Consider the following 25,387-nt stretch of genomic DNA (forward strand, 5'->3'; position numbering starts at 1 on the left):
CACCGCATCCTGGTCCCGGGTCGCCTGCGATCCTCGACCCGAACCATTCAATTCCCATCAAGACACGGGGAAGGCATCGCGTGCAGGTTCTCGTTCGTGACAACAATGTCGACCAGGCTCTCAAGGCGCTGAAGAAGAAGATGCAGCGCGAGGGCATCTTCCGCGAAATGAAGCTCCGCGGTCATTACGAGAAGCCCTCCGAGAAGCGTGCCCGCGAGAAGGCCGAGGCCGTTCGCCGCGCCCGCAAGCTGGCCCGCAAGCGTGCCCAGCGCGAAGGCCTGCTGCCGGCTCCCAAGCCGAAGGTCGCCGCACGCTGATCGCCCGGGCGGGCCGACAGGCCCGCGCATCCGGCCCAGACCGACAGGCGCCCCGGCCGAAAGGTCGCAGGGCGCCATGCTTTTGCGGCGTGGCGTTGCGGTGATCGCGCCAATGACCGGGACAGCACAGAATCGGCCATGTGCCGGGTGAGAACGGGACCATGACCACGATGGCGAACGCGCTCCGACACGTCCTCCTCCGCTCCGGCCCTTCCCGCCTGTCGGCACGGCTTCTTCTCGTGGCCGGGGTATGCCTCGCCGCAGCAGCTTGCGAAACGGTGGGCCGGCCGGCCGCCAATGTGGCCGAGGTGGTCGACGACAAGTCGGGCGCCCAGCAGGTCAACATCGAGTCGCTGAGCGACGTGATCTCGCGCAACCCGAACGATCCCAACGCCTACAATACCCGCGGCGCCGCCTATGCCCGCACCGCCCGCTACAGCGATGCCATCGCCGATTTCACCAAGGCGATCCAGCTGAACCCGAACTACGCGGCCGCCTACACCAACCGTGCGCTCGCCTTCCGCCAGATCGGCAAGAACGAGCAGGCGGCCGGCGACTTCAATCGCGCCATCCAGGCCGACATGAACTACGGCCCCGCCTATCTCGGCCGGGCCAACCTCGAGCGCGCGCAGGGCAATTTCGATCAGGCCTTCGCCGACCTGACGCAGGCGATCCGGCTGAGCCCTGAGTCGGCACAGCCCTACCATGCCCGCGGCCTCATCTATCAGCGCCAGGGCAACCATCAGAAAGCGGTCAACGATTTCGATGCCGCGATCGACCGCGATCCCTTCGCAGGGGCGCCCTATCTCGGACGGGCCCAGAGCCTGCTGGCGCTGGGCCAGCCTGAAAAGGCCATCGAGGATTTCAACGCCGCGCTGAACGTCGACAACCGCAATGTCGACGCGTGGGTCGGCCGCGGCGAGGCCTACGAAAAGCTCGGGGACAAGCAGAAAGCGTCCGAGTCCTACAGTCACGCGTTGACCCTCGAGCAGGGCAACCGCGCCGCAAAGGAAGGTCTCGCGCGCGTCGGTGGCGGTGGCCGCGGCTGGTTCTGAGTTTCGGCGCCAGATCGATCGAAGCAGCCTCGACCAGCCATCAATCCGGGCTATCCGGAGTTCCGCAGTCCCCTACGGCGACGCCGGCGTGCCCGCAGGCAGGGGTTTGCCGGCCTTAAGCCCATCGATGAACCGCCGCACCTCGGCCAGCCCTTCCGGCCGCTCGATGTTGCCGGTGTGGTTGCCGCCGGCGATGCGCAGGAAGCTCTTGGGTTCGTTCGCCGCAGCGTAGAGGCGCTCGCCGAGGGCGAAGGGGATGACGCCATCCCCGTCGCCGTGCAGGACGAGAATGGGCGCGCGGACGCCCGCGATGCGATCGATGGACGGGTACTGGTCCTTCATCAGAAGGCCGACCGGTAGCCACCAGTAGAGCCTGCGCGCGACGTCGGCCGTGGAAGTATAGGGCGCATCGAGGATGACGCCCGCGACTGGCCGCTCCTGCGCCAGCCTCACCGCCACGCCCGAACCGAGAGACTCCCCTAGGAGCACGATCCCAGCCGGATCGACGCGCCGGGCCAGCCAGTCGAAGGCGGTGCGGGCGTCGGTCGCGAGCCCCTCCTCTGTCGGCGACCCCGTCGAGCCCGAATAGCCGCGATAGGCGAGCAGCAGCAGCCCCGTGCCGTCGGCTGTCAGCAGGCGGATCCGATCGGCCCGCATCGCGAGGTTGCCGGCATTGCCGTGCAGGAAAAGGATGGTCCTGGCGCCGGGCGCAGGTGGCTTCCACCATGCCACCAGCGTCTCGCCGTCCGGCGTGGGCAGCACAACCTCCTCGACGCCGGAAAGGCCTGCCTTCGACGGTGCCGTCCTGCCCCCGAAGGCCGGATACATCATCGGCCGCTGCATGACGTAGAGGAACACCGCGACGCCGGCATAGAGCAGGATGGCGAGGAGAAGGAGCAGCGTCACGATGCGTCCACGCGCGATGGTCACTGGTCAAAAGTCCGAAGCGGCTTGCGGAACTCGATCGCCTGGCGACGAAAACCAGTGGCTTCATAGAGAGCGATCGCCCTCTCGTTGCCGGCTACCGCGCCCACGAGCAGGGCCGATCGGCCGTCCTCGCGGGCGATCCGCTCCGCCTCGGCCAGTAACAGCTTTCCAATTCCCCTGCCTCGGGACGCCTGATCGACGCAGAGATCCAGGACAATCGCACAGGGCCGCAGGTCGGGCCTGACGAAGGCGTCGGCCATGCCGAATGCCAAGACCAGGATACCCACGACCCGGCCAGCATCCTCCGCGACCAGCACTGTCCCTCCAGCCTCGGCGATATGGGCCTCATTGGCGATGAGGCAATCCCGGCCTGCCTCGAGAGCGATGTGCCGGTCTTGCGTGAAGTCGTTCTCGACGCGGTTGATCTCCAGCAGCAGCTGCGCGACAGCATCGCGGTCGGCCTCGCGCATGGCGCGGACCAGCAGGCGGGGCAAGTGTGCCTGCTCCTCGCGATGTCCCATCGTCTTGCCTTCGCCCCGAAATAAAACGGCCGGCACGATGGCCGGCCGTCGTGACGGATCTGTGAAGCGCAGGCTCAGTGCGCCATGGCCTTGTTGATGTCCTCGACCATCTTCTTGGCGTCGGCGAAGAGCATCAGCGTGTTGTCCTTGAAGAACAGCTCGTTCTCCACGCCGGCATAGCCGGAGCCCATGCCGCGCTTGATGAAGAGAACCGTCTTGGCTTTCTCCACGTCGAGGATCGGCATGCCGAAAATCGGCGAGGTGGGATCGGTCTTGGCTGCCGGGTTGGTCACGTCGTTGGCGCCGATGACGAACGCGACGTCCGCCTGCGCGAACTCCGAGTTGATGTCCTCCAGCTCGAAGACCTCGTCATAGGGAACGTTTGCCTCGGCCAGCAGCACGTTCATGTGGCCGGGCATGCGGCCCGCGACGGGGTGGATGGCGTACTTCACCTCGACGCCTTCCTTTTTCAGGTTGTCTGCCATCTCCCGCAGCGCGTGCTGGGCCTGCGCCACGGCCATGCCGTAGCCCGGCACGATGATGACCTTGGAGGCGTTCTTCATCATGAAGGCTGCGTCGTCGGCCGAGCCCTGCTTGACCGGCCTTGTTTCCTTGGCCCCCGCACCGGCGGCAGCCGTCTCGCCGCCGAAGCCGCCCAGGATCACGGAGATGAAGGACCGGTTCATCCCCTTGCACATGATGTAGGAGAGGATGGCGCCCGACGAGCCGACCAGGGCGCCGGTGATGATCAGCGCCATGTTGCCGAGGGTGAAGCCGATGCCCGCGGCAGCCCAGCCGGAATAGGAGTTCAGCATCGACACGACGACCGGCATGTCCGCGCCGCCGATCGGGACGATGATGAGCACGCCGAGCAGGAAGGCGGCGAGCGTCAGCAGCCAGAAGACGGCGTGGCTCTCCGTCTGGACGAAGGCGACGATCAGGCCGACCAGGAGCACCGCCAGCGCGATGTTGATGACGTGGCGCTGCGGCAGCAGGATCGGCTTGCCGCTCATCCGCCCGTCGAGCTTCAGGAACGCGATGACCGAGCCGGTGAAGGTGATGGCGCCGATGGCGACGCCGAGCGACATCTCGATGAGGCTGGCGCCGTGGATGGCGCCCGGCGAGCCGATGCCGAAGGCCTGCGGGGCGTAGAGCGCGCCGGCCGCCACCAGCACCGCGGCAAGGCCGACCAGCGAGTGGAAGAAGGCGACGAGCTGCGGCATCGCCGTCATCGCGATGCGCCGCGCCACGACCGCGCCGATGCCGCCGCCGATGGCGATGCCCGCGACGACCAGCAGCCAGCCGAGGCCGCCCGCAGGAGGCGCCAGCGCCAAAGTGGTCAGGATGGCGATGGCCATGCCCGCCATGCCGAACAGGTTTCCCCTGCGGCTGCTGGCGGGGGACGACAATCCGCGCAGGGCCAGGATGAAGAGGACGCCGGCGGCGACGTAGAGGAGGGCGGCGAGGTTGATGCTCATCGTCCTCAGCCCTTCTTCTTGTACATCGCCAGCATGCGCTGGGTGACGAGGAAGCCGCCGAAGATGTTCACGCTCGCCAGGATCAGGGCGATGAAGCCGAAGAGGCGTGCCCAGACCGGCCCGTCGCTCATGGCCCCCTCGGCGCTGACGCCGACCGAGAGCAGCGCGCCCACGACGATCACGGAGGAGATGGCGTTGGTCACAGACATCAGCGGCGTGTGCAGCGCCGGCGTCACCGCCCAGACCACGAAGTAGCCGACGAAGACGGCCAGCACGAAGATGGCGAGCTGGAAGACGAAGGGATCGATTCCGCCGCCGGTCGCGGCATGGGCCGCCGCCCCGACCGCGTGTGCGAGCTGGTCGGCATTCGCCTGGGCCGCGTCGGCGGCCTCCCGGGCGATGCGCGCCGCGGCCTGCGCTTTCTCGAGCAGGTCCTGCGGTGACTCGTTTGCCATGCTGACCTCCCCCTCGAAGCCGCGGCTCAGGCCGCCGGCTCGGCCACCTTGGGCTGGAAATTCGGATGTACGATTGCGCCGTCGCGCGTGATGTTGGTCGCCTTGACCAGCTCGTCGTCCCACTTCACCGCGAGGCTCTTGGAGGCCTTGTCGACCAGCGTCTCGAGGAAGGCGAAGAGGTTCTTGGCGTAGAGGCTGGACGAGGTCGCCGCGAGGCGCCCGGGCACGTTGAGGTGCCCGACGATCTTCACGCCGTTTGGCGTCGTCACGATCTCGCCCGGCCTTGCGCCCGCGACATTGCCGCCGCGCTCGATGGCGAGATCGATGAGCACCGAGCCTGGCCGCATCGAGGCCACCATCTCCTCGGTGACGAGGCGCGGCGCCGGGCGGCCGGGAATGAGAGCCGTCGTGATGACGATGTCCTGCTTGGCGATGTGCGAGGCCACCAGCGCCGACTGCTTGGCCTGGTAGTCCTTCGACATCTCCTTGGCGTAGCCGCCGGCCGTCTCGGCCTGCTTGAACTCTTCGTCCTCGACGGCGACGAACTTGGCGCCGAGCGACTCGACCTGCTCTTTCGTCGCCGGGCGGACGTCGGTCGCGGTCACGACCGCTCCCATGCGGCGGGCCGTCGCGATGGCCTGCAGGCCGGCGACGCCGACACCCATGATGAAGACGCGAGCCGCCGGCACGGTGCCTGCCGCCGTCATCATCATCGGGAAGGCGCGGCCATACTCCGCCGCCGCGTCGACGACGGCGCGATAGCCGGCGAGGTTGGCCTGCGAGGACAGCACGTCCATCACCTGGGCGCGCGTGATGCGCGGCATCAGCTCCATGGCGAAGGAGGAGACGCCGGCCTCGGCCAGCGCCTGCAACGCCGCCTCGTTGCCATAGGGGTCGAGGATGGCGATCACCAGCGCGCCCTTCTTCACCCCCTTGAGTTCGGCGGGAGCGGGACGGCGCACCTTGAGGATCACGTCGGCCCCGGCGATGGCAGCCTTGGCCGTGGCGGCGATCTCGGCGCCCGCGGCCTGGTAGTCGGCGTCCGTGATGCCCGAGCGGATGCCGGCGCCGGATTGCACGGCCACCGTGCCGCCCAGCCCGATGATCTTCTTCACGGTCTCCGGGGTCGCGGCGACGCGCGACTCGAGCGGATCGGTTTCGGTGATGACGGCAATGCGCATCGTGGGCACTCCGGTGGAGACCCGGCGCGCCGCCCCGGCGCGCCGTCAGGACCGAGGAGGAAAAAGCCGCGTCAGACCAGGAAGATGTACATGCCGGCGACGATCACGCACACGACGATCGTGCCCCACTTGGCGAACGTGGTGAAGCCGCGATAGGTGCGCTCGTGCTCCGCATAGTCCATGTCGGGGTGACCGGCGGAGGATGCGGCGTGGTGGTCGGCCATGGGTGCTCCCTGAAGCGGCACGAAGTCCCACGGGCTTTAGCGCATGCGCAACGGACGTGCAATCGGCCGCCCGGAGGAAGCGCCGGCAGCCCCCAAGTCCTTGTGGCCGCAGTCAGTCCGCTTCGCCGGCGACGAACAGTCCCTCGGCGCCGATGCCGCTCTCCAGCATGAGCCTGGCGCGGGCGCGCAGCTTCTCCGTCTCGCTCTTCAGCTGGCCGCACGCCGCCAGGATGTCGCGACCGCGCGGGGTGCGGACGGGAGAGGCATAGCCGGCGCGGAACACGACCTCCGAGAAATCCTCGATCTGCTCCCAGTCCGAGCATTCGTAGCGCGTACCGGGCCAGGGATTGAACGGGATCAGGTTGATCTTGGCCGGGATGCCCTTCAGCAGGCGCACGAGGTCGCGGGCCTCGGCGAGACTGTCGTTGACGCCCTTCAGCATCACGTACTCGAAGGTGATCCGGCGCGCGTTCGACAGGCCGGGGTAGCCGCGGCAGGCCTCGAGCAGGTCGCGGATCGGGTACTTCTTGTTGAGCGGCACGAGCTCGTCGCGCAGGTCGTCGCGGGTGGCGTGCAGCGAGATGGCGAGCATCGTGCCGATTTCGTCGCCGGCCCGCCCGATCATCGGCACGACGCCGGATGTGGAGAGCGTAATGCGCCGGCGCGACAGCGACAGCCCTTCCCCGTCCGAGATCACCTCGACGGCGTCGCGGACGCCCTCGAAATTGTAGAGCGGCTCGCCCATCCCCATGAAGACGATGTTGGAGACGGCGCGCTCTGCATCGGGCACCAGACCGTCCGTGGGGCGTGCGGCCCCCGGCCAGTCGCCCAGCCGGTCACGGGCGACGACGAGCTGGGCCACGATTTCGGCAGCGGTGAGATTGCGGACGAGGCGCTGCGTGCCGGTGTGGCAGAACGTGCAGGTGAGCGTGCAGCCGACCTGGGAGGACACGCACAGCGTCCCCCGGTCCGCCTCGGGAATGTAAACTGCCTCCACCTCGGCGCCGCGATCGTGCGGGCCTGTCGGAGGCATGCGCAGAAGCCACTTCCGGGTGCCGTCGACGGAGACCTGCTCCGACACGATCTCGGGCCGGGCGAGCGTGAAGTGCCGTGCCAGCTCGGCCCGCAAACCCTTGCCGACATTGGTCATGGCGTCGAAGTCGCGCACCCCGCGGAAATAGATCCACTGCCACAGCTGGCCGACCCGCATCCGCAGGTCGCGCTGCGGCACGCCGATCCCGGCCAGCGCCTCGGACAGGCCGGACCGGGTGAGGCCGACGAGAGACGGCAACCGGGCATCCCCGCCGGCGGCCGGAGCGGCGGCGGGCATGGGTTGGGTCGTGGCGGTGTCGAGCGAGGCGGCCATGTCGGGAGTGGTCCTGTTGCGGCCCGGCTCCTAGCAGAAAAGCCGGCCCGCGCCTATGGACCCCTCACGTGGCGCCTCTGTGGCGGCCCTGCAAGCGCCAAGCCCACCTCCACTCCAACCTTGTCATCCCCGGCCGCAGCCGCAAAGCGGCGGAGGGGAAGGGGATCCAGCGGCCAGTTCTTTCGCCGCTCACCACGATTCAGCCTGCAAGGAAGCCGCTGGATCCCCTTCCCGCGCCTGCGGCGCGCCGGGGATGACAGGGACAGAGCCAAATCCAAGCCGGCGACGATCGCAGCGCCAACCTTGTCATCCCCGGCCGGAGCCGCGAAGCGGCGGAGGGGAAGGGGATCCAGGGGCCAAATGCCCGCCGCTCACCACGTTTCAGCCTGCAAGGAAGCCGCTGGATCCCCTTCCCGCGCCTGCGGCGCGCCGGGGATGACAGGGACAGAGCCAAATCCAAGCCGGCGACGATCGCAGCGCCAACCTTGTCATCCCCGGCCGGAGCCGCGAAGCGGCGGAGGGGAAGGGGATCCAGGGGCCAAATGCCCGCCGCTCACCACGTTTCAGCCTGCAAGGAAGCCGCTGGATCCCCTTCCCGCGCCTGCGGCGCGCCGGGGATGACAGGGACAGAGCCAAATCCAAGCCGGCGACGATCGCAGCGCCAACCTTGTCATCCCCGGCCGGAGCCGCGAAGCGGCGGAGGGGAAGGGGATCCAGGGGCCAAATGCCCGCCGCTCACCACGTTTCAGCCTGCAAGGAAGCCGCTGGATCCCCTTCCCGCGCCTGCGGCGCGCCGGGGATGACAGGGGCGAGACTTGCCGATCGCTGGATGGCGTTTCCCTTCGGCCGAGACCGACCTGCGATCAGGGGCATTCCTTCTTGACGCGGTCGAGGGCCTGGGCGGCGCCCGAGAGGCTGTAGCGGTCCGTGCTCTCGTTGCCGCGCTTCGAGGTGACCTTCACGGTGAGACCCTGGCCCTTGCGCAGCGCGTCGACGAAGGTGGCGTCTTCCGCCGCGTTTTTCATCCACGCGGCGTTGCCCTTCGTCACCAGCGCGAAGCCGGTGTTGCCGACCGCTGCCGAGCCCTCCCCACCATCCTTGAGCGCGAAGCCGAGGACGAGGCTCACCTCGTTGCGCACGCCCTCGGTCGGGCGCGAAGAGACGAAGAGATAGCCGGGGTCACGGTTGAGCGACTTCGGAAGGCGGTCCTTGGGCTGGGCCAGCGCGTAGCAGACCTTCCCCTTCGCGGTATCGGACGTGTAGACGCCCCAGTCCTGGAACGATGCAACCTGGACGGGAGCCGCCGCGGGAGCCCCACCTGTCGATGCAGGCTTCGGCTTGGCGGCCGTGGCCGGCTTGGCGGGTTGTGGTTTGGCGCCCTGGGGCTTGGCCGGTGCCGCAGTCTGGGCCATGGCTGGCGCAGTCGCCATGCCGGCGGAGACGAGGCACACGGCGAGGGCGGCCCGGGAACGGGTGTAAAGGCAGCGAATCATGGAGGTCATGTTACTCCGCTCGAACAGGAGCGCTACCGCGGCGCGCGCGCCCGGGCGAACCTTTCCCGCTGGAAGTGAAGGAATCAAGGCAGGCGGGGGACGGGGTTCCGCGAAGCTGCGGATCGTGTCAACATGGAGCGGCGGCGCCGGCAAAAGGTCAAGCGCCAGGGCCGGAGGTGGCGGGGGGACGCGGTCACGGCCCAGATCGTGGGATTTGCAAGGGACACGCGTTGGTCACCCATCAGGAACTGGCGGCGCTCGTGGCAGCGGTTGCGCAGCGTCGCGACCGGGATGCGTTTGCCCGCCTGTTCGATCATTTCGCTCCACGACTCAATGCCTACCTGTTGCGTCTCGGCACAGAATCATCAATGGCCGAGGAGCTCACCCAGGAAGTCATGGTGACGCTCTGGCGCAAGGCCGGCCAGTTCGACCCCGCCAAGTCCTCGGTGCCTACCTGGCTATACCGCATCGCCCGCAACCGGCGCATCGATGCGGCGAGGCGTGACAGGGTCGACTACCTCGATCCGCTCGAACCGGCCTTCGACATCGCCGACGACCCGCAGACGGACAAGGCCATCGATCTGCAGCAGCGCGAGGAAGTTCTGCGCGGGGCCATGGAATCCCTGCCGGCCGAGCAGCTCGAGCTGGTGCGCCTCGCCTTCTTCGACGGGCTGTCGCACAGCGAGATCGCGGAAAAGCTGGGGCTTCCGCTCGGGACGGTGAAAAGCCGCATCCGGCTGGCCTTCACGCGGCTGAGACGCCAGCTCGAGGCTGGCGGCGTGGTCGAGGCGGGCTGAGCCATGCGCGCGCTCCTGTGTTCCAGCTTCGACGGCCCTGATGCACTCGCCGTCCGCGATGTTCCGGAGCCCGCGCCAGGGTCAGGCGAGGTGGTCGTCGACGTGGCATTTGCCGCGCTGAACTTCATGGACACGCTGACGGTCCGCAACCGCTACCAGTTCACGCCGGAATTGCCGTTTTCGCCGGGCGCGGAGCTGTCCGGCCGGGTCTCTGCCCTCGGTGCGGGAGTTGAACCGTCCTGGCTCGGGGCTCGGGTCGCCGCCTGGGTGGGCTGGGGCGGATGCCGGGAGAAGGTGGCCATCCCGGTGGCGAAGCTCGCCCGTGTCCCCGAGGGCCTTGCGGACGAGCAGGCGGCCGGCCTGATGGTGACCTACGGCACCTCCCTCCACGCCCTGCGGGATCGCGCCCGGCTGCAGCCGGGAGAGACGCTCGCCGTGCTCGGGGCCGCAGGCGGCGCCGGCCTTTCGGCCGTCGAGATCGGCACGGTCATGGGCGCCCGGGTCATTGCCTGCGCCTCGACCGCCGAAAAGCTGGAGACGGCCCGCGCGCATGGCGCGGCGGAATTGGTCGACTACACCCGCGAAGACCTCAAGGCGGCGCTGAAGCGTCTGGGCGGCAGCAAGGGCATCGACGTCGTCTACGATCCCGTCGGCGGCGACCTCGCCGAGCCCGCCCTGCGCTCGCTGGGCTGGAAGGGACGCTACCTCGTCGTCGGCTTTGCCGGCGGCGGCATCCCCAAGATCCCACTCAACCTCGTGCTGCTGAAGGGCTGCGACATCCTGGGTGTGTTCTGGGGGTCGTTCACCGACCGTGAGCCGGCGGCCAACGCCGCCAATGTCGAACAGCTCTTCGCCTGGGCGAAGGAGGGGCGCATCAGCGCCCTCTCCTCGAAGGTAGTCGGCCTGGAGGGAGTGGCCGACGCGTTGCGTGACCTCGAGGGACGCCGGGCCGTCGGCAAGATCCTCGTCAGGCCGAGGGGCTGAGAACCCCTACCGGCGACCCTCGCTCTGTTTACGCTTCGTCGAGCTTCTGCTTCGCGCGCTCGCGGTGCTCGGGCTTCATCGCGCGGCTGACGGCCGAGAGCGCCGTCGCGATCACGGCCGCGTCGTCGGTGAAGCCGAGCAACGGCAGCACGTCGGGGATGACGTCGAAGGGCATCACGAAATAGGCCAGCGCCCCGACAAGCACCAGCTTGACGCGCTTGTCGGTCTGCGGATCGGTGGCGCAGTAGAAGGCCGCGAGCGCATCCTCGGCGAAGGGGAGCTTCCGGCCCAGGCGGCGCAGCATGCCCATGGCTTCCGAAAGAACCCCTGCCTCGTCCTTCGCCGCGCGGCGCATGGCGGACATCTCCGCCTCGCTGAAGCGGCGGCGGAACAGGTCGTCGGTATCGTCGTGCGAAGCGGACATGCCATCCTCCGTGAACCGTCCATCGGACGGCCCGCGCATCAAGTGGTCGCTGGATCGTTCTTTCACAAGATCCCGGCGTGAATGCGGTTCCAACTCAACCTGCGAAGCGGTCCATGGCCTCGGCGAGCCTGATGTCGAGTTCGGTGAGGCCGTTGGCATCGTGGGTCGTCAGCGTCACATCGACGGTGCGATAGACATTGGACCACTCCGGATGATGGTCCAGCTTCTCGGCCACGAGCGCGGCACGGGTCATGAACCCGAATGCGGCATTGAAGTCTGCAAAGATAAAGCGCCGGGTGATGGCGTCGCGTCCCTCCGCGGTCTTCCACTCGGGTACACGCGCCAGCGCTGCGGCGCGCTCCCCATCGGTCAGCTTCGTTGCCATGCAGCACTCCCATCCCTCACGGAGAAGATGGCGCTCCGGCGGCTGCGGTAAAGCCCTGCCGCTGCAGCGGGTAGGCCGCCTCGACCACATAGGGCCCGCCGCCGACCGAGGCCCTCGACGAGAACAGCACGAACCGGTCGGCCGTGAAGCTCTTCGAGCCGGCCCGGGCGCGGGAGGACAGGAAGTCCGCCGCGTCCCAGGGCGACGTGTCGCGCAAGCGGGCCAGCGTCACGTGCGGCGTGAACTTGCGCCGTTCGGGCGGCAACCCGGCCCTGCGCATCAGCCTTTCGTGGTCTGCCTGCAGTTCGATCAGGGGTTGGGTCGGCGCGATGCGGGCGACGAGCGCACGCGGCTTGTCACCCCCGAAGATGTCGAGACCATCGATGGTGAGGGTGAGCGGGCTGCGGCGGATGTAGCCCAGCAGGGCGGAAATATCCCGGGCGCTTCCATAGTCGATATCGCCCATGAAGCGCAGGGTGACGTGATAGTTCTCGCTGTCGATCCAGCGTGCCCCGACTAGACCTCCCCTGATCATGGATAGCTGTTCGGCGATTTCGGGTGGGACTTCGAGCCCGGTGAAGAGGCGGGGCATGGCCTCCCTCCGTCAGTAGGGACGCGAGAGCGCGTCCGGGGCTTCAACGATGGCCTGATTCCACTACGAAACCACGACCGGCGAGCCACGATGCAAGCATGGGGCCGGATCTCCCGATTCTCAACCCGGCCTGGGCGGTTCTCCCTTCGCCATGGTTTCTGGAACCTAGCAGACCTCATCAACCTTCGACACGGAGGCTGGTTGCGCCCGCTACTGCACCGGCCGGGCGGGCTTCACCCCTGCAAGGAATGCCTCGACGGTGGGCAAGATGCGCTTCACGATCACGTCGACACCCTCCGCGGTGGGATGCATGCCGTCCTGGAGCTTGAGCCGGGGATCCTCGATGACCCCGTACATGAAGAACGGGTAGAGGACGACGCCGTGCCTGGCCGCGAGGTCGGGATAGATGGCATCGAAAGCCTTGGCGTAGTCCGGCCCCATGTTGCGCGGCGCCAGCATGCCGGCCAGCATCACGGCAATGCCGCGCTCCTTCAGGCGCGTGACGATGCCGTCGAGGGCAGCCCGCGTCGCGGCAGGGTCGATGCCGCGCAGGGCATCGTTGGCCCCGAGCTCGACGATCACGGCATCCGTGTCGTCCGCCACCGACCAGTCGAGCCTGTCGAGCCCCTGCTGCGCCGTGTCGCCGGAGACCCCTGCATTCGTGATCTCCACGTTGAGACCCCTGCCCTGCAGCGCCTTCTGCAGCTTGTCGGGAAAGGCGGCGCCGTTCGGCAGCATGTACCCGGCGGTGAGGCTGTCGCCGAGCGCGACGACCCTGAGCGGCTCCGCCGCGGCAGCGGCAACGGGCATGGCAAGGGCGCCGGCCATCGCGATCACGATCCCGAGAAGTGTCCACGCCGCATCCACGGCCCGGGCCAGGACAGGCCGGGATCGCTGGACGTGGCGGGAGGGCTCACCATATTGGCCAAGGACATAGTGGCCCAAGACGTCCGCGGCCTTGCGGGCAGACGACTTGCGGGCTGAAGACCGGCCATCGCGGCAGGGTCGGTGGAAGCGGGCGACAAGAACCATCATGACAGCGGACATCGGCATTCAGGGCGGCCCGGTCAAGGCGATCGAGCTCGCGGACATCGATCTCAGCCTCGGCCGGGGCGCGGCGCGCGTGCACATCCTGCGCGGTATCAGCCTCACGGTGAACCGCGGCGAGGCGGTCGGGCTCGTCGGGCCGTCGGGGTCCGGCAAGTCTACCCTGCTGATGACGATGGCCGGCCTGGAGCGGCCGGACTCGGGCACCGTGCGGATCGACGGCGAGGACCTCGGCCGCATGGACGAGGATGACCTCGCTCGTTTCAGGGGGCGGCGCATCGGCATCGTGTTCCAGTCCTTCCACCTGTTGCCGACCATGACGGCGCTCGAGAACGTGGCGGTGCCGCTCGAACTGGCAGGTCACGCCGAGGCCTTCGCCCGCTCAGAGGCCGAGTTGCGCGCCGTCGGCCTCGGCCATCGCCTCAACCATTACCCGGCGCAGCTTTCGGGAGGCGAGCAGCAACGTGTCGCGCTCGCCCGCGCCATGGCTCCCGGGCCCGCCATCGTCGTGGCCGACGAACCCACCGGCAATCTCGACGAGGGGACCGGGGCGCAGATCGTCGACCTGCTCTTCGCGATGAAGCGCGACCGCGGCACAACGCTGATCCTCGTCACCCACGATCCCGGCCTCGCCCGGCGCTGCGACCGCACTATCGTCCTGCGGTCCGGCAAGGTCGACGGCGACCTGCGTGCGCTCGAAGCGACGGCCTGACGCATGGCTCTGATCTCAGACACCAAGGCGCCGGCAGGAGCAGCCGGCGAGGCGCAGGCCCCGGGCCGCGCCGCCATCATCTGGCGCATGACGCTACGAAACCTGCGCGCCGGACTCTCCGGCTTTGGCGTGTTCCTCGCCTGCATCGCGCTCGGCGTTGCCGCAATCAGCGGCGTCGGATCCGTGGCGCGCTCGCTGGGCGACGGTCTCGCCTCGCAGGGCCGCCTCATCCTCGGCGGAGACGTGGCGGCCAGCCTGCTGCAGCGCGAAGCCACCCCCGACGAGCTGGCCTGGCTCGGGTCGCAGGGCGACCTCGCCAGCGTCGCCACCATGCGCGCCATGGTGCGCACGACTGACGGACGCACCGCCCTCATCGAGCCGAAGGCCGTCGATCCCGGCTACCCCCGGGTGGGAACGCTGGTGCTCGACCCGCCACTCCCGAAAGAGGAGGCGCTTCGCCGGTCGGAGCAGGATGGAGCCGCTGTCTTCGGCGCCGCCGTCGACCGGGCCCTTCTCTCGCGGCTGGATCTCAAGCTGGGCGACCGCGTCACGGTCGGCTCGGCCACGTTCGAGCTCAGGTCGGTCATCGTCACCGAGCCGGACAAGATCGCCGCCGGCATCAATTTCGGCCCGCGCGTCATTATCTCCCAGGACGCACTGCGCGCGACAGGGCTGCTGCAGCCCGGCAGCCTCGTGCGCTGGAGCTACCGCGTCGTCCTGCCGCAGGGCGCGGCTGACGACGCCACCCTCACGCGATTCGAGAGCGACCTGAAGTCCCGCTTCCCGGAGTCGGGCTTCGAGGTGCGGTCGCGGGTGAACGCCGCGCCCCAGTTCCAGCGCAACATCGAGCGCTTCACGCAGTTCCTGACGCTCGTCGGGCTCGCCGCCCTCGTCGTGGGCGGCGTCGGTGTCGCCAATGCGGTGTCCGCCTATGTCGAGCGGCGCACGGCGAGCCTCGCCACGCTGAAAGCGCTGGGCGCCTCCGGCGGCGCGGTGTTCGTGATCGCGCTCGCCGAGATCGCGGTTCTCGCCGGGCTCGGAATCGTGATCGGGCTCGCGATCGGTGCGGCGCTGCCCTTCGTCCTGGCCGGGGTGGTCGGCAATCTGCTGCCGATCCCGCTAGAGCCTCATCTCTACCTGCGCGAACTCGGCCTCGGCGCGGTGTACGGGCTGCTGACGGCGCTCGCCTTTTCGCTCTGGCCGCTGGGGCGGGTCCATGACGTGCCAGTCTCCGCGCTCTTCCGGGACCAGGTCGATCCCGAGATCAGGCGCCCGCGGCCGCGTTACGTCATCATGGTGTCGCTGGCCGTCCTCGCGCTGGCAGCGACGGCCATCCTGCTCGCCTACGATGCGCGCATCGCCACGGCGGCCGTCATCGGCACGGCGATTGCCTTCGCGCTCCTGCGCGGCGTCGCGGCTGCCATCATGGCCGGCGCGCGCCGGCTTCCCCGGCCGAAGCGGACCGAGTTCCGCCTGGCGCTCGCCAACATCCACCGGCCGGGCGCTCTGACGCCGTCGCTGGTCCTCTCGCTGGGGCTGGGTGTGACGCTGCTCGTTACCATCGCGGTGATCGACGCCTCGGTCCGCGCCCAGCTGATGCGCTCGCTCCCGCAGAAGGCGCCGAGCTTCTTCTTCCTCGACGTTCCCAGCGGCCAGGTCGACCGCTTCGATACGATGCTGCGCGCCGCCGCTCCTGCAGCCACGCTGGAGCGCGTGCCGATGATGCGCGGCCGGGTCGTTTCGGTGAAGGGCGTTCCCGCAGAACAGGTGAAGGCGGAGGAGAACGCCGCCTGGGTGCTGGAAGGCGACCGCGGCATCACCTATTCGGCCACCCTCCCCGCCGGCTCCAAGCTCACGGCCGGCGAATGGTGGGCAGCCGACTACAAGGGCACTCCCCTCGTCTCCGTCGATGCAGAGATCGCCAAGGGGCTCGGCCTCGGCATCGGCGACAGCCTCACCGTCAACGTGCTGGGCCGGAACCTGACGGCGAAAATCGCCAATCTGCGCCGCGTCGAATGGCAGTCGCTCGGCATCAACTTCGTCATGGTGTTCTCGCCCTCCGCCTTCGCGGGCGCGCCCCACACCGACCTCTCGACCGTTACCTTCCCCGGCGGAGCGACCCCGGAACAGGAGGCCGCGGTCGTTTCGGCCTCGGCGAAGGAATTCCCGAACGTCACCACTGTCCGCGTCAAGGACGCGCTCGATGCCGTCAACGAGGTGGTCGGCCAGCTCGCGACGGCGATCCGGGGCGCCAGCGCCGTCGCCCTGCTGTCCAGCGTGCTGGTGCTGGCCGGGGCGCTCGCGGCGGGGCACCGGGCGCGCGTCTACGACGCCGTTGTCCTGAAGACGCTGGGTGCCACGCGCAAGCGGCTGCTCGGTGCGTTTCTCCTGGAGTACGGGATGCTCGGTGCAGTCACGGCCCTCTTCGGCACAGTTGCCGGATCAGCCGCCGCCGCCTGGATCCTTACCCGGCTGATGAAGCTCGACTTCGACTGGCAGGTAACAGGCGGGATCATGTCGGCGATCGGCGCGATCTGCGTGACGTTGCTCCTTGGTCTCTTCGGAACCTGGCGGATTCTCGGGCAGAAGCCCGCATCGTATCTACGCGATCAGTAAGTAGAAATTCGGCTTCTACTCTGGAGTGCACTGATTTGAACTGTCTGATTGGGCGGGCAAAACCGCTCGACTCGGAATTTCTCAAGGATGCGACGGGAAGACCCTTGTAGCTTCGACAAGGCCAACACATATTGACCGCAACTGCCGGGCATACACCGGTGGGAGGGAAACGGATCCGCTCGTCGAGAGGATGAGATGTCGAACTATGATCGCAACGCCTACACCCTGTCGCCGGGCGTAGCCCGGACAGGGGCTGCCGAGTACGACCAGGGCCTGCGGGCCTATATGCTCGGCATCTACAACTATATGACGCTGGCGCTAGCCGTGTCGGCGCTCGTGGCGTGGGGCACCTTCATGGTGGCCACGACGAGCGCGGGCGGCGAGGTCGCCATCGGCGCGGGACGCTATCTGACCCCGCTCGGCCAGGCGCTGTGGATGAGCCCGCTCAAGTGGGTCATCATGCTCGCTCCGCTGGCCTTTGTCTTCGTGCTCTCTTGGCGCTTCGAGCGCATGAGCCAGACCGCGCTGCTCGGGACCTTCGTCGCCTTCGCGGCGGTGATGGGCCTGTCCATGTCGTGGATCTTCGTGGCCTTTAAGCTGGGCAGCATCGTGCAGACGCTGTTCATCACGGCCGCGGCGTTCGGCGGCCTCTCGCTCTACGGCTACACCACCAAGCGCAGCCTGTCGGCGATGGGCTCGTTCCTGGTGATGGGCGTGTGGGGCCTGCTGCTGGCGAGCGTGGTGAACATCTTCATCGGCAGCTCAGCCTTCCAGTTCGGCATCAGCGTCCTCGGCGTGCTGATCTTCGCCGGCCTGACCGCCTGGGATACGCAGCGCCTGAAGGAGCAGTACGACTACGTCGCCGGCGACGCGACGATGATGGGCAAGGCTTCCATCATGGGCGCGCTGACGCTGTACCTGGACTTCATCAACATGTTCCAGTTCCTGCTCTCGATCGTCGGCCAGCGTAACAGCAACTGACGCTCTGGCGGCACGAAACGCGGAAGGCCCCGGCTCACACCGGGGCCTTTTTCGTTGGATCTCACGGCAAGAGACACGCCGCTTCTGTTCAGGAGCGCGCGTCTTCAGACGCGCAGTTCGCCCGGATGTAGAAGCGGGTCTGGAGACCCGCGGTCCGGGCCTACGCCTCGACCAGCTTCACGGGGCGTTCCAGCACCCGCAGCACCTGCGCGAGGTCGTGGCCGCGCTTGAGGATGAAACCTCCGGCCGCAACGACCGAGTAGGCACCCTGGCGGCGCGCCATCTTCGGATTTTTCTCGATGCTGTAGAGCGGGAACTCGGCCGTCCGGCGGAAGACCGAGAAGACGGCCTGTTCCCGGCGGAAGTCGATGGCGTAGTCCCGCCATTCCCCGGCGGCGACTTTCCGGCCATAGAGGCCGAAGATCGACCGCAACTCGTCCCTGCTGAAGGTCACCTGCGCGGGAAGCCCTGCTGCCATGGATCCCGTTGCGGGATCGCGGGGCTGGGCTCCCCGCTCGGGCTCTGCGATCTCGCCGTCGCTCATCGCGCCTCCGCTGCGACATCAACCTGTCATGGAGGCACTGTGGCACGATCCGCCGGGCATTGAAACCGAGGGCGGGGCCGGACGCCGTCTCTGACCGACGCTGTACAGGCGGGTCGCACAGCAGCCGCGCAGTGATCTCACGTGGCCGTGAAACCCGCCACGATTTTGCCCCCGCCGGGCCGTGCACCCGCCCCACTGGGCAGCGATCTTCCAATCGTTGCCTCGGGTCCGGTTCGCCTTGCCGGATTTATCAGCCCCCCAGCCCCTCTGGCCTGGTGGACCGGACCCAACCTCAGTATTCAGTTCCCTGTCCCTGAGGGCCGGCGCAAGCCGGCCCTTTTTCCTTGCGCGCAGGAGAGCTTGAATTCCACGCCGCGGGCAGCGATATCCGTGCCGCACCGCCGGCGCTGCCGGCGGCAGCATCAGCTCATGAGGCGACACCGTGACATCAGAGACGACGACGGCGGCTGCCATGGAGCAGCGCCCCTTCGAGGCGGACGTGTCCCGCCTTCTCCACCTGATGGTCCATTCTGTCTATTCGGACCGCGACATCTTCCTGCGCGAGCTCATCGCCAACGGCGCCGATGCCTGCGAGAAGCTCCGCACCCTCGCTTTGCAGGACGAGGAGTTGATGCAGGGCGGTGGTGAACTCGCCATCCGCATCCTGCTCGATCCCGATGCCAAAACGCTGGCGGTCGAGGACAACGGCATCGGCATGACGCGGGAGGATCTCGCGGAAGCCCTCGGCACCATTGCGCGCTCGGGAACGCGCGCCTTCATGGACGCGCTGGGCGAGCAGGGCGACGGCTCCCGCCTCATCGGGCAGTTCGGCGTCGGCTTCTACTCGGCCTTCATGGTGGCCTCGAAGGTCGACGTCTTCACGCGCCGCGCCGGAACGCAGGACGGCTGGCACTGGTCGTCGGACGGCCAGGGCAGCTACACGATCGAGCCGGCGGATGAGGCCGAGATCCCCGCCAGGGGTACCCGCGTGCTGCTGCACCTCGCCGAGGGCAACGAGGATTACGGCAAGGCCTTTCGCGTCGAGCAGATCGTGCGCGAGCATTCCAGCGCGGTGCCCGTGCCGGTCGACCTCGTCGAGAAGCCTGGAGACGAGCCGCGCCGCCTCGCCGACGGCACGGCCATCTGGACGAAGCGCAAGTCGGACGTAACCGAGGAGGACTACCGCTCCTTCTACCAGTCCGTCTCCGGCCAGTTCGATGCCCCGGCGCTCACCGTCCACTACCGGGCCGAGGGCCGGCAGGAATACTCCGTCCTCGCCTTCGTACCCTCCACGCAGCCGCTCGCCCTGTTCGATCCGCTGCGCAAGGGCCGCATGAAGCTCTACGTCCGGCGCATGTTCATCGCCGACGACATCGATCTTCTTCCCGCTTGGCTTCGCTTCGTCTGCGGTGTCGTCGACAGCGCCGACCTGCCGCTGAACCTGTCGCGCGAAACGATCCAGGAAAGCCCGATCCTGGCCGCCATCCGAAAGGCGTTCGCGAACCGTATGGTCTCGGAGTTCGAGAAGCTCGCCGAGAAGGACGCGGAAGCCTGGGGCAAGATCTGGGATACGTTCGGCCCGGTGATGAAGGAGGGGCTCTACGAGGATTTCGAGCGGCGCGACGCCCTCTACAAGATCGCGCGCTTCTCCAGCTCCACCCATCCCGAAGGCCGCCGCTCGCTTGCCGAGTACGTTGCCGATCTGCGGCCCAACCAGACCGCCATCTGGTATCTCGTCGGCGACGACCGCGAGCGGTTGGCCAGGAGCCCGCACCTGGAAGGCTTCCGGGCCCGCGGAATCGAGGTGCTTTTGCTCTCCGACCCTGTCGACGCCTTCTGGGTGCAGACGGCGCTGGGCTTCGAGGGCAAGCCGTTCCGGTCCGTTACCCAGGGAGCTGCCGACATCACCTCGGTGCCGCTGGCGGAAGGCCAGGAGCAACACTCAGCCGAGGTCAAGCCGGCCGTTGCGACGCTGCTCGCCTTCGCCAAGCAGACACTCTCGGACGCGGTCGAGGACGTGCGTGCGTCTGACCGGCTGGCGGAAAGCCCTGCGTGCCTGGTCGCGGGCGAGCACGGTCCTGACCGAGGCCTGGAGCGCCTGCTCGCCTCGCACGGGCGCCTCAAGGAAGCCGCCAAGCCGGTCCTGGAGGTCAATCCCCGCCACGCCCTCGTGACGCGGCTGGCGGAGCGCTACCAGGCCGGAGGCGACCGCGAGATCGTGGAGGACGCGGCGCACCTGCTTCTCGCCCAGGCCCGGGCCGCCGAGGGCCTCGCCCCAGCCGACGCAGCCGACTTTGGCCGCCGGCTGTCGCGGTTGATGGAAAAGGCGTTGGGGTAGGCCCGGACCGCGCGTCTTCAGACGCGCTTTTCTGAAAGGCGTGGAAGTGCGGGTCTGAAGACCCGCGCTCCGGTCAAACCCTCGCGAGGTCCGCCAGCAGGCTGGCGGCGACGGTCGCCTTGGACAGTGTGAGCCCTGATCCGGCGATGGCCTCGACCGTCGCGGACAGGCGCTCGACATCGGGGCCGCGCTCGACCGCCCACGCATCGACGGCTGCGGCCCCGGTCACGTCCGCCCGGCGCGACACCTCGGTGGTCAGGGCCCGGTGCGCGGCGGCAATCGTGGACACCGCGCGGTCGAGCGCCAGCCGGTCGTAGTAGTCGGAAACGGCGACCTCGCGGGCCGCAAGGACGATGTCTGCGAGGCGGAAGCGCTTGGCGACGGCGAAATGGTTGGCCGCGACCATCGCGATGGGCCGCTCGCTGCGCGTCGCGATGAAGACGATGTCGGTCGCTGATTCGAGCGCCAGCAGCAGGGCGACGCGCACGGCCAGTTGCTCCGGCACACCCTGCTCCATCAGCTCCGCGGCGCGCTTGCCGGCCCGCTCGCGCTGGGACGGGTCGAGCGCCGCGTTCATGCTGGCCTCCACCTCGGCAATGCCCGTGCGGTAGCGGGCCACGACCGAGTCGATGGTCTCGCGCGCGAGATCGACGTTGCGGATGAACCAGACCGTGCGCGAGAGCATCAGGTCCTGGACCTGCCGGTAGAGGCCGAGCTGGACGGCTCCCGCCACCTTGCCGTCCAGCGCGTCGATCGCGGCGTTGAAGCCCATCAGATCGTAGCTGTCGCGCGTCGCCGCGTAGGCGGCGGCGATGAGCGGCGCGTCGGCCCCGGTCTGGTCGGCGATGCGCACGATGACGGTCGGCCCGCCCCGGTTGACGATGGCATTGGCGAGCTGGGTGGCGATGATCTCGCGCCGCAGGCGGTGCGACTGGATGGCATCGGGAAAGCGCTCGACGAGGCTCTGCGGGAAGTAGCGCACGAGTTCGCGTGCGAGATGCGGATCGTCCGGCACCGGGCTGTCCAGCAGCGCGTCGTGCAGGGCGAGCTTGGCGTAGGCCAGCAGCACGGCGAGTTCGGGCCGGGTCAGCGTTTCCGCGCGGGACGCGCGGTCGGAGAGCTGCGCCTCGTCCGGCAGGAACTCCACCGTCCGGTCGAGCCGGCCCTGCGTCTCCAGCAGCCGGACGAGGCGGCGCTGGTAGCCGAAATCATCCCCGCCGCGCAGCTGGGCCAGAGAAAGCGCCAGAGTCTGCAGGTAGTTGTTGCGCAGGACCAGCCCGGCCACCTCGTCGGTCATGGCTGACAGCAGGACGTCGCGGTCCTCTGCCCGCAGCACGCCGTCCCTTTCGGGGGTGGCCAGCGCGATCTTGATGTTCACCTCGACGTCCGACGTGTTCACGCCGGCGGAATTGTCGATGGCGTCGGTGTTGATCCGGACACCCTGGCGGGCCGCCTCGATGCGCCCGAGCTGCGTGACGCCCAGATTGGCGCCTTCGCCGACCACCCTGGCCTGAACGTCCGCCCCGGTGATGCGGATCGCATCGTTGGCGCGGTCACCGGCCTGCTCGTCGGTTTCGGTAGAGGCGCGAATGTAGGTGCCGATGCCGCCGAACCAGAGCAGGTCGACGCGCGCCTTCAGGATCGCGCGCATGACCTCGGGCGGGGTGGCCTGCTCGGCGGTCAGGCCGAGCAGCACCTTGAGCGGCGGCGTGAGCGGGATGCTCTTGGCGGACCGTGAGAAGATGCCGCCCCCCGCCGAGATCAGCGCCTTGTCGTAGTCCGCCCAGGAGGAGCGTGGCAGCTCGAAGAGGCGCTTGCGCTCCGACCAGGACGCTTCGGTGTCGGGATCGGGGTCGAGGAAGATGTCCCGGTGGTCGAAAGCGGCGACGAGGCGGATGTGGCGCGACAGCAGCATGCCGTTGCCGAACACGTCGCCGGACATGTCACCGACCCCCGCGACGGTGAACGGCGTCTCCTGGATGTCGACGTCCATCTCGCGGAAATGGCGCTTCACCGCCTCCCACGCACCGCGGGCGGTGATGCCCATCTTCTTGTGGTCGTAGCCATGCGAGCCGCCCGAGGCGAAGGCATCGCCCAGCCAGTGCCCGTGCTCGATCGAGATGGCGTTTGCGATGTCGGAGAAGGTGGCCGTACCCTTGTCGGCGGCGACGACGAGATAGGGGTCGTCGCCGTCATGCCTCACGGTGAGCGGCGGAGGGACGATGGCGTCGCCGACGATGTTGTCGGTGAGGTCGAGCAGCGTCGAGACGAACTCGCGATAGGCGGCGATGCCCTCGTCCATCCAGGCCTGTCGATCACCCGGCGGCGGCAGGCGCTTCGGCACGAAGCCGCCCTTGGCGCCCACGGGCACAATCACGGCGTTCTTCACCTGCTGCGCCTTGACCAGGCCCAGCACCTCGGTGCGGAAATCCTGCTTGCGATCGGACCAGCGCAGACCGCCACGGGCCACCTTGCCGAAGCGCAGATGCACGCCCTCGACTTGCGGCGAGTAGACGACGATCTCGTAGAGCGGACGCGGCGCGGGCAGCCCGTCGATGGATCCACTCTCGAACTTCACGGCGATGGTGCCGCGCGGCCGTCCGTCCGGCCCCAGCTGGAAGAAGCTCGTGCGGATCGCCGCTTCCACGAGGTTGACGAAGTGCCGCAGGATCCGGTCCTCGTCGAGGCTCGTGACCGCGGCGAGACCCTGCTCGATCCGCGCACGCACCGCCTGCTGGCGGCTCTCCCGATCCCCCACGGCCTCGGCTGACGGATCGAAGCGGGTCGTGAAGAGGTCGACGACGTCCCGGGCCAGCAGTGCATGGCGCACCAGCGTCGCGCTCATATAGTCCTGGCTGAAGGGGACGCGCGCCTGCTGGAGGAACCGGGAAAGAGTGCGGATCAGCGCGACTTCCCGCCATCCCAGGCCGCCGCGCACGACCAGGGCGTTGTAGCCGTCCGACTCCGCCTCGTTGCGCAGCAGCGCGATCAGCGCCGCCTCGACGCGAGGCTTCAACGCAACGACATCGACGCCGTCGAGCTCGAGCGTGGTGTCGTGCAGCCACGTCTCCTCAGCGTCCTCGCCGGCGGGGCGAACGCGGTAGGTCCGCTCGTTGATCACGCGAAATCCGAGATGCTCCAGCAGCGGCACGCGCTCGGACAAGGGCATGGCGCGCCCGCGCGAGAACACCTTCAGCGACAGCCTCCCGGCCTCGCCACCCTCGCGCGGCTCGACCCGCACCGTGAACGGCAGGCCCGGCCCGAGCCGCTCGATGACCGCTAGGTCGGCCAGCGCCTGGACGGGCGCGAATGCCTCGCGATAGGCCGCGCTGAACGCGCCGGAATAGCGGCCGGCGAGCGCGCGAGCGTTGTCCCCGCTCATGCTGTCGGCCAGCGCCTCGCGCAGGCCGTCGGCCCAGGTGCGAACGACCTCGCCGACCGCAGCCTCCGCCGTCGCCCGGTCGATTGCGGGCGTGACACCCTCGTAGCGTCCGACGATGTAATGCGTGCGGGCCAGGGGCCCCTCGGGATAGGCGGGGTAAGCCGCGGAGAAACGGCCCTGGTAGAGCCGCGCCAGCGTCTCCCCGACCTCCTGCCTGATGCGGGTGTCGTAGCGGTCCTTCGGGATGAAGACGAGCAGCGAGACGAAGCGGTCGAAGCGGTCGGGGCGGGCCAGCACCCGGACGCGCGGACGCTCGTAGAGGTTCAGGATGTCGCGCGCGAAATCGAGCAGCGTGGCCGGATCGATCTGGAAAAGCTCGTCGCGCGGGTAGCTCTCCAGGACGTTGGTGAGCGCGCGGCCGGAATGGCTGGCCGGGTCAAAGCCGGCGCGCTCGATCACCTGCGCCACCTTGCGCCGGACGAGTGGAATCGCGCCCGTGGTTTCCGTATAGGCGGAGGAGGTGAAGAGGCCGACGACCTGCAGCTCCCCGGCGAGGCGGCCGTCCGGCCCGAACTGCTTCACGCCGACATAGTCGAGGTGAACGCGCCGGTGGACGCGCGACTTCACGCTCGCCTTGGTGACGATGAGAGGCACCGGCTCGCTGAGAAAGGCCCGGATCTCCGGAGTGATCGCCACCAGCTCCCGCCCGCGCCGCAGCACCTTCACGGCGGGATCCGCCAAGATGCCGAGGCCGGCGCTCTCGACCGGCTCCGCATTCAGATCGGCTCCGGGGAAGCTGACCTCGCGCACGCCCAGCAGGGTGAAATTGTCGGCCGCGAGCCATTCGACGAAGGCGACCGCCTCGCGGATCTCGGCATCGGGAAGAGGCGGCGGGTCGGTGCGCCAGGCGTGAACGATCTGGGCGAGACGGCTCCTCATGGCCGGCCAGTCGCGCACGGCGAGACGGATGTCGGCGTAGGTGCGGCCGAGTTCGGCACGCAGGCGTTCGGCGGCCTCGCCGTCGATGCGGTCGAGGTGGATGTGGATCAGGCTCTCGCGCCGCAGCCCCGCCTGACCCGAAGGCTGTACAGGCCCTGCGAAGCGAAGCAGGCCTCCGTCGGCCCCGCGCTCGACCGCGACGATGGGGTGAGCCACGAGAAGCGGCTGGAGACCCTGCGCGTCGAGCTCGGCCAGAGTGGAGTCGAGCAGGAACGGCATGTTGTCGTTCACCACCTCGAGGATGGTGACGTCGCGGGCTCGGCCGTTCCGGGACAGTGCGAGATCGTGGAGGCGGATCGCCGCCGCGGCGGGCGCTCGCGGAGCGGCCAGTCCCTCCCACGCGCAGGTGACGATCGCGTGCCGGTCCGCACTGCCGTAGGACTGGAGGTCTTCCTCGTCCGCGCCGGCGAAGAGTGCATCTTCGAAGCCGGCCGGGATGTCGCCGTACGTCCCGGGGCCTTGCGCCCTGCTTCCGGACTGGCTCTGCTCGTTCATGGACGCCTCCGCAGGAGTGCCGGACCGGCAACGCCGCACGAATCTTGGGCAGAGCAGCATGGCGCCGTCACGAC

22 protein-coding genes are annotated in these 25,387 nt (G+C 68.6%); 8 read left to right on the forward strand and 14 right to left on the reverse strand.

What is annotated here, in order from left to right:
• The first annotated feature begins 80 nt into the window (after positions 1-80).
• On the forward strand, positions 81-317 hold the full coding sequence (gene rpsU / locus AC5JCN_RS13875) for a 30S ribosomal protein S21 (RefSeq protein ID WP_254743751.1): 237 nt from the start codon (positions 81-83) through the stop codon (positions 315-317).
• Positions 318-487: 170 nt separating this feature from the next.
• Positions 488-1,372, forward strand: a complete 885-nt coding sequence (locus AC5JCN_RS13880; protein ID WP_495755849.1) for a tetratricopeptide repeat protein — start codon at positions 488-490, stop codon at positions 1,370-1,372.
• Positions 1,373-1,444: 72 nt separating this feature from the next.
• On the opposite strand, the gene AC5JCN_RS13885 is transcribed toward AC5JCN_RS13880, so the two are convergent.
• The 8 genes from AC5JCN_RS13885 to AC5JCN_RS13920 all read right to left on the reverse strand — a co-directional run bounded on the left by AC5JCN_RS13885 (position 1,445) and on the right by AC5JCN_RS13920 (position 9,026).
• Positions 1,445-2,302 (reverse strand): alpha/beta hydrolase, encoded by an 858-nt coding sequence (locus AC5JCN_RS13885; RefSeq protein ID WP_495755661.1) that lies wholly within the window; start codon positions 2,300-2,302, stop codon positions 1,445-1,447.
• Positions 2,299-2,769 (reverse strand): GNAT family N-acetyltransferase, encoded by a 471-nt coding sequence (locus AC5JCN_RS13890; RefSeq protein WP_495755662.1) that lies wholly within the window; start codon positions 2,767-2,769, stop codon positions 2,299-2,301. Before AC5JCN_RS13890 ends, AC5JCN_RS13885 begins: the two co-directional genes overlap by 4 nt.
• A gap of 125 nt (positions 2,770-2,894) precedes the next feature.
• Positions 2,895-4,298 (reverse strand): NAD(P)(+) transhydrogenase (Re/Si-specific) subunit beta, encoded by a 1,404-nt coding sequence (locus AC5JCN_RS13895; protein ID WP_495755663.1) that lies wholly within the window; start codon positions 4,296-4,298, stop codon positions 2,895-2,897.
• A 5-nt stretch (positions 4,299-4,303) separates the two neighbouring features.
• The gene (locus tag AC5JCN_RS13900) at positions 4,304-4,753 is read right to left on the reverse strand and encodes a proton-translocating transhydrogenase family protein (RefSeq protein WP_495755664.1); all 450 of its coding nucleotides are present in this window, start codon (positions 4,751-4,753) and stop codon (positions 4,304-4,306) included.
• 26 nt (positions 4,754-4,779) lie between these two features.
• On the reverse strand, positions 4,780-5,934 hold the full coding sequence (locus AC5JCN_RS13905; RefSeq protein WP_495755665.1) for a Re/Si-specific NAD(P)(+) transhydrogenase subunit alpha: 1,155 nt from the start codon (positions 5,932-5,934) through the stop codon (positions 4,780-4,782).
• A gap of 71 nt (positions 5,935-6,005) precedes the next feature.
• Positions 6,006-6,158, reverse strand: coding sequence for an aa3-type cytochrome c oxidase subunit IV (locus tag AC5JCN_RS13910; RefSeq protein WP_495755666.1), 153 nt, complete (start codon positions 6,156-6,158; stop codon positions 6,006-6,008).
• 112 nt (positions 6,159-6,270) lie between these two features.
• Positions 6,271-7,488, reverse strand: coding sequence for a dual-specificity RNA methyltransferase RlmN (rlmN, locus tag AC5JCN_RS13915; RefSeq protein ID WP_495755850.1), 1,218 nt, complete (start codon positions 7,486-7,488; stop codon positions 6,271-6,273).
• An 899-nt stretch (positions 7,489-8,387) separates the two neighbouring features.
• The gene (locus AC5JCN_RS13920) at positions 8,388-9,026 is read right to left on the reverse strand and encodes an invasion associated locus B family protein (protein ID WP_495755667.1); all 639 of its coding nucleotides are present in this window, start codon (positions 9,024-9,026) and stop codon (positions 8,388-8,390) included.
• 221 nt (positions 9,027-9,247) lie between these two features.
• Here AC5JCN_RS13920 and AC5JCN_RS13925 point away from each other — a divergent pair, with 221 nt between their 5' ends.
• Both AC5JCN_RS13925 and AC5JCN_RS13930 read left to right on the forward strand, forming a co-directional pair.
• A complete protein-coding gene (locus tag AC5JCN_RS13925) occupies positions 9,248-9,814 on the forward strand; it encodes a sigma-70 family RNA polymerase sigma factor (protein WP_495755668.1) in 567 nt (188 codons plus the stop codon).
• A 3-nt stretch (positions 9,815-9,817) separates the two neighbouring features.
• The gene (locus AC5JCN_RS13930) at positions 9,818-10,798 is read left to right on the forward strand and encodes an NADPH:quinone oxidoreductase family protein (RefSeq protein ID WP_495755669.1); all 981 of its coding nucleotides are present in this window, start codon (positions 9,818-9,820) and stop codon (positions 10,796-10,798) included.
• A 28-nt stretch (positions 10,799-10,826) separates the two neighbouring features.
• On the opposite strand, the gene AC5JCN_RS13935 is transcribed toward AC5JCN_RS13930, so the two are convergent.
• The 4 genes from AC5JCN_RS13935 to AC5JCN_RS13950 all read right to left on the reverse strand — a co-directional run bounded on the left by AC5JCN_RS13935 (position 10,827) and on the right by AC5JCN_RS13950 (position 13,027).
• Positions 10,827-11,222: a YkvA family protein gene (locus AC5JCN_RS13935; RefSeq protein ID WP_495755670.1), complete on the reverse strand. Its 396-nt coding sequence runs from the start codon at positions 11,220-11,222 to the stop codon at positions 10,827-10,829.
• A 94-nt stretch (positions 11,223-11,316) separates the two neighbouring features.
• The gene (locus AC5JCN_RS13940) at positions 11,317-11,607 is read right to left on the reverse strand and encodes a 4a-hydroxytetrahydrobiopterin dehydratase (RefSeq protein ID WP_495755671.1); all 291 of its coding nucleotides are present in this window, start codon (positions 11,605-11,607) and stop codon (positions 11,317-11,319) included.
• 16 nt (positions 11,608-11,623) lie between these two features.
• Positions 11,624-12,199 carry an RNA 2',3'-cyclic phosphodiesterase gene (thpR, locus tag AC5JCN_RS13945; RefSeq protein ID WP_495755672.1) on the reverse strand — a complete coding sequence of 192 codons (576 nt, stop codon included), beginning with the start codon at positions 12,197-12,199 and terminating at the stop codon, positions 11,624-11,626.
• 210 nt (positions 12,200-12,409) lie between these two features.
• Positions 12,410-13,027 (reverse strand): arylesterase, encoded by a 618-nt coding sequence (locus AC5JCN_RS13950; protein WP_495755851.1) that lies wholly within the window; start codon positions 13,025-13,027, stop codon positions 12,410-12,412.
• A gap of 205 nt (positions 13,028-13,232) precedes the next feature.
• Between AC5JCN_RS13950 and AC5JCN_RS13955 the strand changes: the two genes are divergently transcribed.
• The 3 genes from AC5JCN_RS13955 (at position 13,233) to AC5JCN_RS13965 (ending at position 17,555) form a co-directional block, all read left to right on the forward strand.
• A complete protein-coding gene (locus tag AC5JCN_RS13955; RefSeq protein ID WP_495755673.1) occupies positions 13,233-13,958 on the forward strand; it encodes an ABC transporter ATP-binding protein in 726 nt (241 codons plus the stop codon).
• A 3-nt stretch (positions 13,959-13,961) separates the two neighbouring features.
• Positions 13,962-16,574 carry an ABC transporter permease gene (locus AC5JCN_RS13960; RefSeq protein WP_495755674.1) on the forward strand — a complete coding sequence of 871 codons (2,613 nt, stop codon included), beginning with the start codon at positions 13,962-13,964 and terminating at the stop codon, positions 16,572-16,574.
• Positions 16,575-16,769: 195 nt separating this feature from the next.
• A complete protein-coding gene (locus AC5JCN_RS13965; RefSeq protein ID WP_495755675.1) occupies positions 16,770-17,555 on the forward strand; it encodes a Bax inhibitor-1/YccA family protein in 786 nt (261 codons plus the stop codon).
• Between the two features lie 160 nt (positions 17,556-17,715).
• On the opposite strand, the gene AC5JCN_RS13970 is transcribed toward AC5JCN_RS13965, so the two are convergent.
• The gene (locus AC5JCN_RS13970) at positions 17,716-18,099 is read right to left on the reverse strand and encodes a DUF2794 domain-containing protein (RefSeq protein ID WP_495755676.1); all 384 of its coding nucleotides are present in this window, start codon (positions 18,097-18,099) and stop codon (positions 17,716-17,718) included.
• A 472-nt stretch (positions 18,100-18,571) separates the two neighbouring features.
• On the opposite strand from AC5JCN_RS13970, the gene htpG reads away from it, so the two are divergent.
• A complete protein-coding gene (gene htpG, locus AC5JCN_RS13975) occupies positions 18,572-20,437 on the forward strand; it encodes a molecular chaperone HtpG (RefSeq protein WP_495755852.1) in 1,866 nt (621 codons plus the stop codon).
• Between the two features lie 73 nt (positions 20,438-20,510).
• Here the strand turns inward: htpG and AC5JCN_RS13980 are convergent, their stop codons facing one another.
• Positions 20,511-25,313: an NAD-glutamate dehydrogenase gene (locus AC5JCN_RS13980; RefSeq protein WP_495755677.1), complete on the reverse strand. Its 4,803-nt coding sequence runs from the start codon at positions 25,311-25,313 to the stop codon at positions 20,511-20,513.
• Positions 25,314-25,387: the final 74 nt, after the last annotated feature.

The sequence above is a fragment of the Alsobacter sp. genome, from assembly GCF_059501845.1.

Excerpts from the sequence above, each read along its gene's own strand:
- AC5JCN_RS13900 (WP_495755664.1), bottom strand. The coding sequence starts at position 4,753 with ATGGCAAACGAGTCACCGCAGGACCTGCTCGAGAAAGCGCAGGCCGCG.
- thpR (WP_495755672.1), bottom strand. The coding sequence starts at position 12,199 with ATGCCCCGCCTCTTCACCGGGCTCGAAGTCCCACCCGAAATCGCCGAA.
- htpG (WP_495755852.1), top strand. The coding sequence starts at position 18,572 with ATGGAGCAGCGCCCCTTCGAGGCGGACGTGTCCCGCCTTCTCCACCTG.
- AC5JCN_RS13895 (WP_495755663.1), bottom strand. The coding sequence starts at position 4,298 with ATGAGCATCAACCTCGCCGCCCTCCTCTACGTCGCCGCCGGCGTCCTC.
- AC5JCN_RS13880 (WP_495755849.1), top strand. The coding sequence starts at position 488 with ATGGCGAACGCGCTCCGACACGTCCTCCTCCGCTCCGGCCCTTCCCGC.
- AC5JCN_RS13980 (WP_495755677.1), bottom strand. The coding sequence starts at position 25,313 with ATGAACGAGCAGAGCCAGTCCGGAAGCAGGGCGCAAGGCCCCGGGACG.
- AC5JCN_RS13965 (WP_495755675.1), top strand. The coding sequence starts at position 16,770 with ATGTCGAACTATGATCGCAACGCCTACACCCTGTCGCCGGGCGTAGCC.
- AC5JCN_RS13930 (WP_495755669.1), top strand. The coding sequence starts at position 9,818 with ATGCGCGCGCTCCTGTGTTCCAGCTTCGACGGCCCTGATGCACTCGCC.
- AC5JCN_RS13905 (WP_495755665.1), bottom strand. The coding sequence starts at position 5,934 with ATGCGCATTGCCGTCATCACCGAAACCGATCCGCTCGAGTCGCGCGTC.
- AC5JCN_RS13950 (WP_495755851.1), bottom strand. The coding sequence starts at position 13,027 with ATGGCCGGCGCCCTTGCCATGCCCGTTGCCGCTGCCGCGGCGGAGCCG.
- AC5JCN_RS13940 (WP_495755671.1), bottom strand. The coding sequence starts at position 11,607 with ATGGCAACGAAGCTGACCGATGGGGAGCGCGCCGCAGCGCTGGCGCGT.
- AC5JCN_RS13970 (WP_495755676.1), bottom strand. The coding sequence starts at position 18,099 with ATGAGCGACGGCGAGATCGCAGAGCCCGAGCGGGGAGCCCAGCCCCGC.
- AC5JCN_RS13955 (WP_495755673.1), top strand. The coding sequence starts at position 13,233 with ATGACAGCGGACATCGGCATTCAGGGCGGCCCGGTCAAGGCGATCGAG.
- AC5JCN_RS13960 (WP_495755674.1), top strand. The coding sequence starts at position 13,962 with ATGGCTCTGATCTCAGACACCAAGGCGCCGGCAGGAGCAGCCGGCGAG.
- AC5JCN_RS13890 (WP_495755662.1), bottom strand. The coding sequence starts at position 2,769 with ATGCGCGAGGCCGACCGCGATGCTGTCGCGCAGCTGCTGCTGGAGATC.
- AC5JCN_RS13935 (WP_495755670.1), bottom strand. The coding sequence starts at position 11,222 with ATGTCCGCTTCGCACGACGATACCGACGACCTGTTCCGCCGCCGCTTC.
- AC5JCN_RS13920 (WP_495755667.1), bottom strand. The coding sequence starts at position 9,026 with ATGACCTCCATGATTCGCTGCCTTTACACCCGTTCCCGGGCCGCCCTC.
- rlmN (WP_495755850.1), bottom strand. The coding sequence starts at position 7,488 with ATGCCCGCCGCCGCTCCGGCCGCCGGCGGGGATGCCCGGTTGCCGTCT.
- AC5JCN_RS13910 (WP_495755666.1), bottom strand. The coding sequence starts at position 6,158 with ATGGCCGACCACCACGCCGCATCCTCCGCCGGTCACCCCGACATGGAC.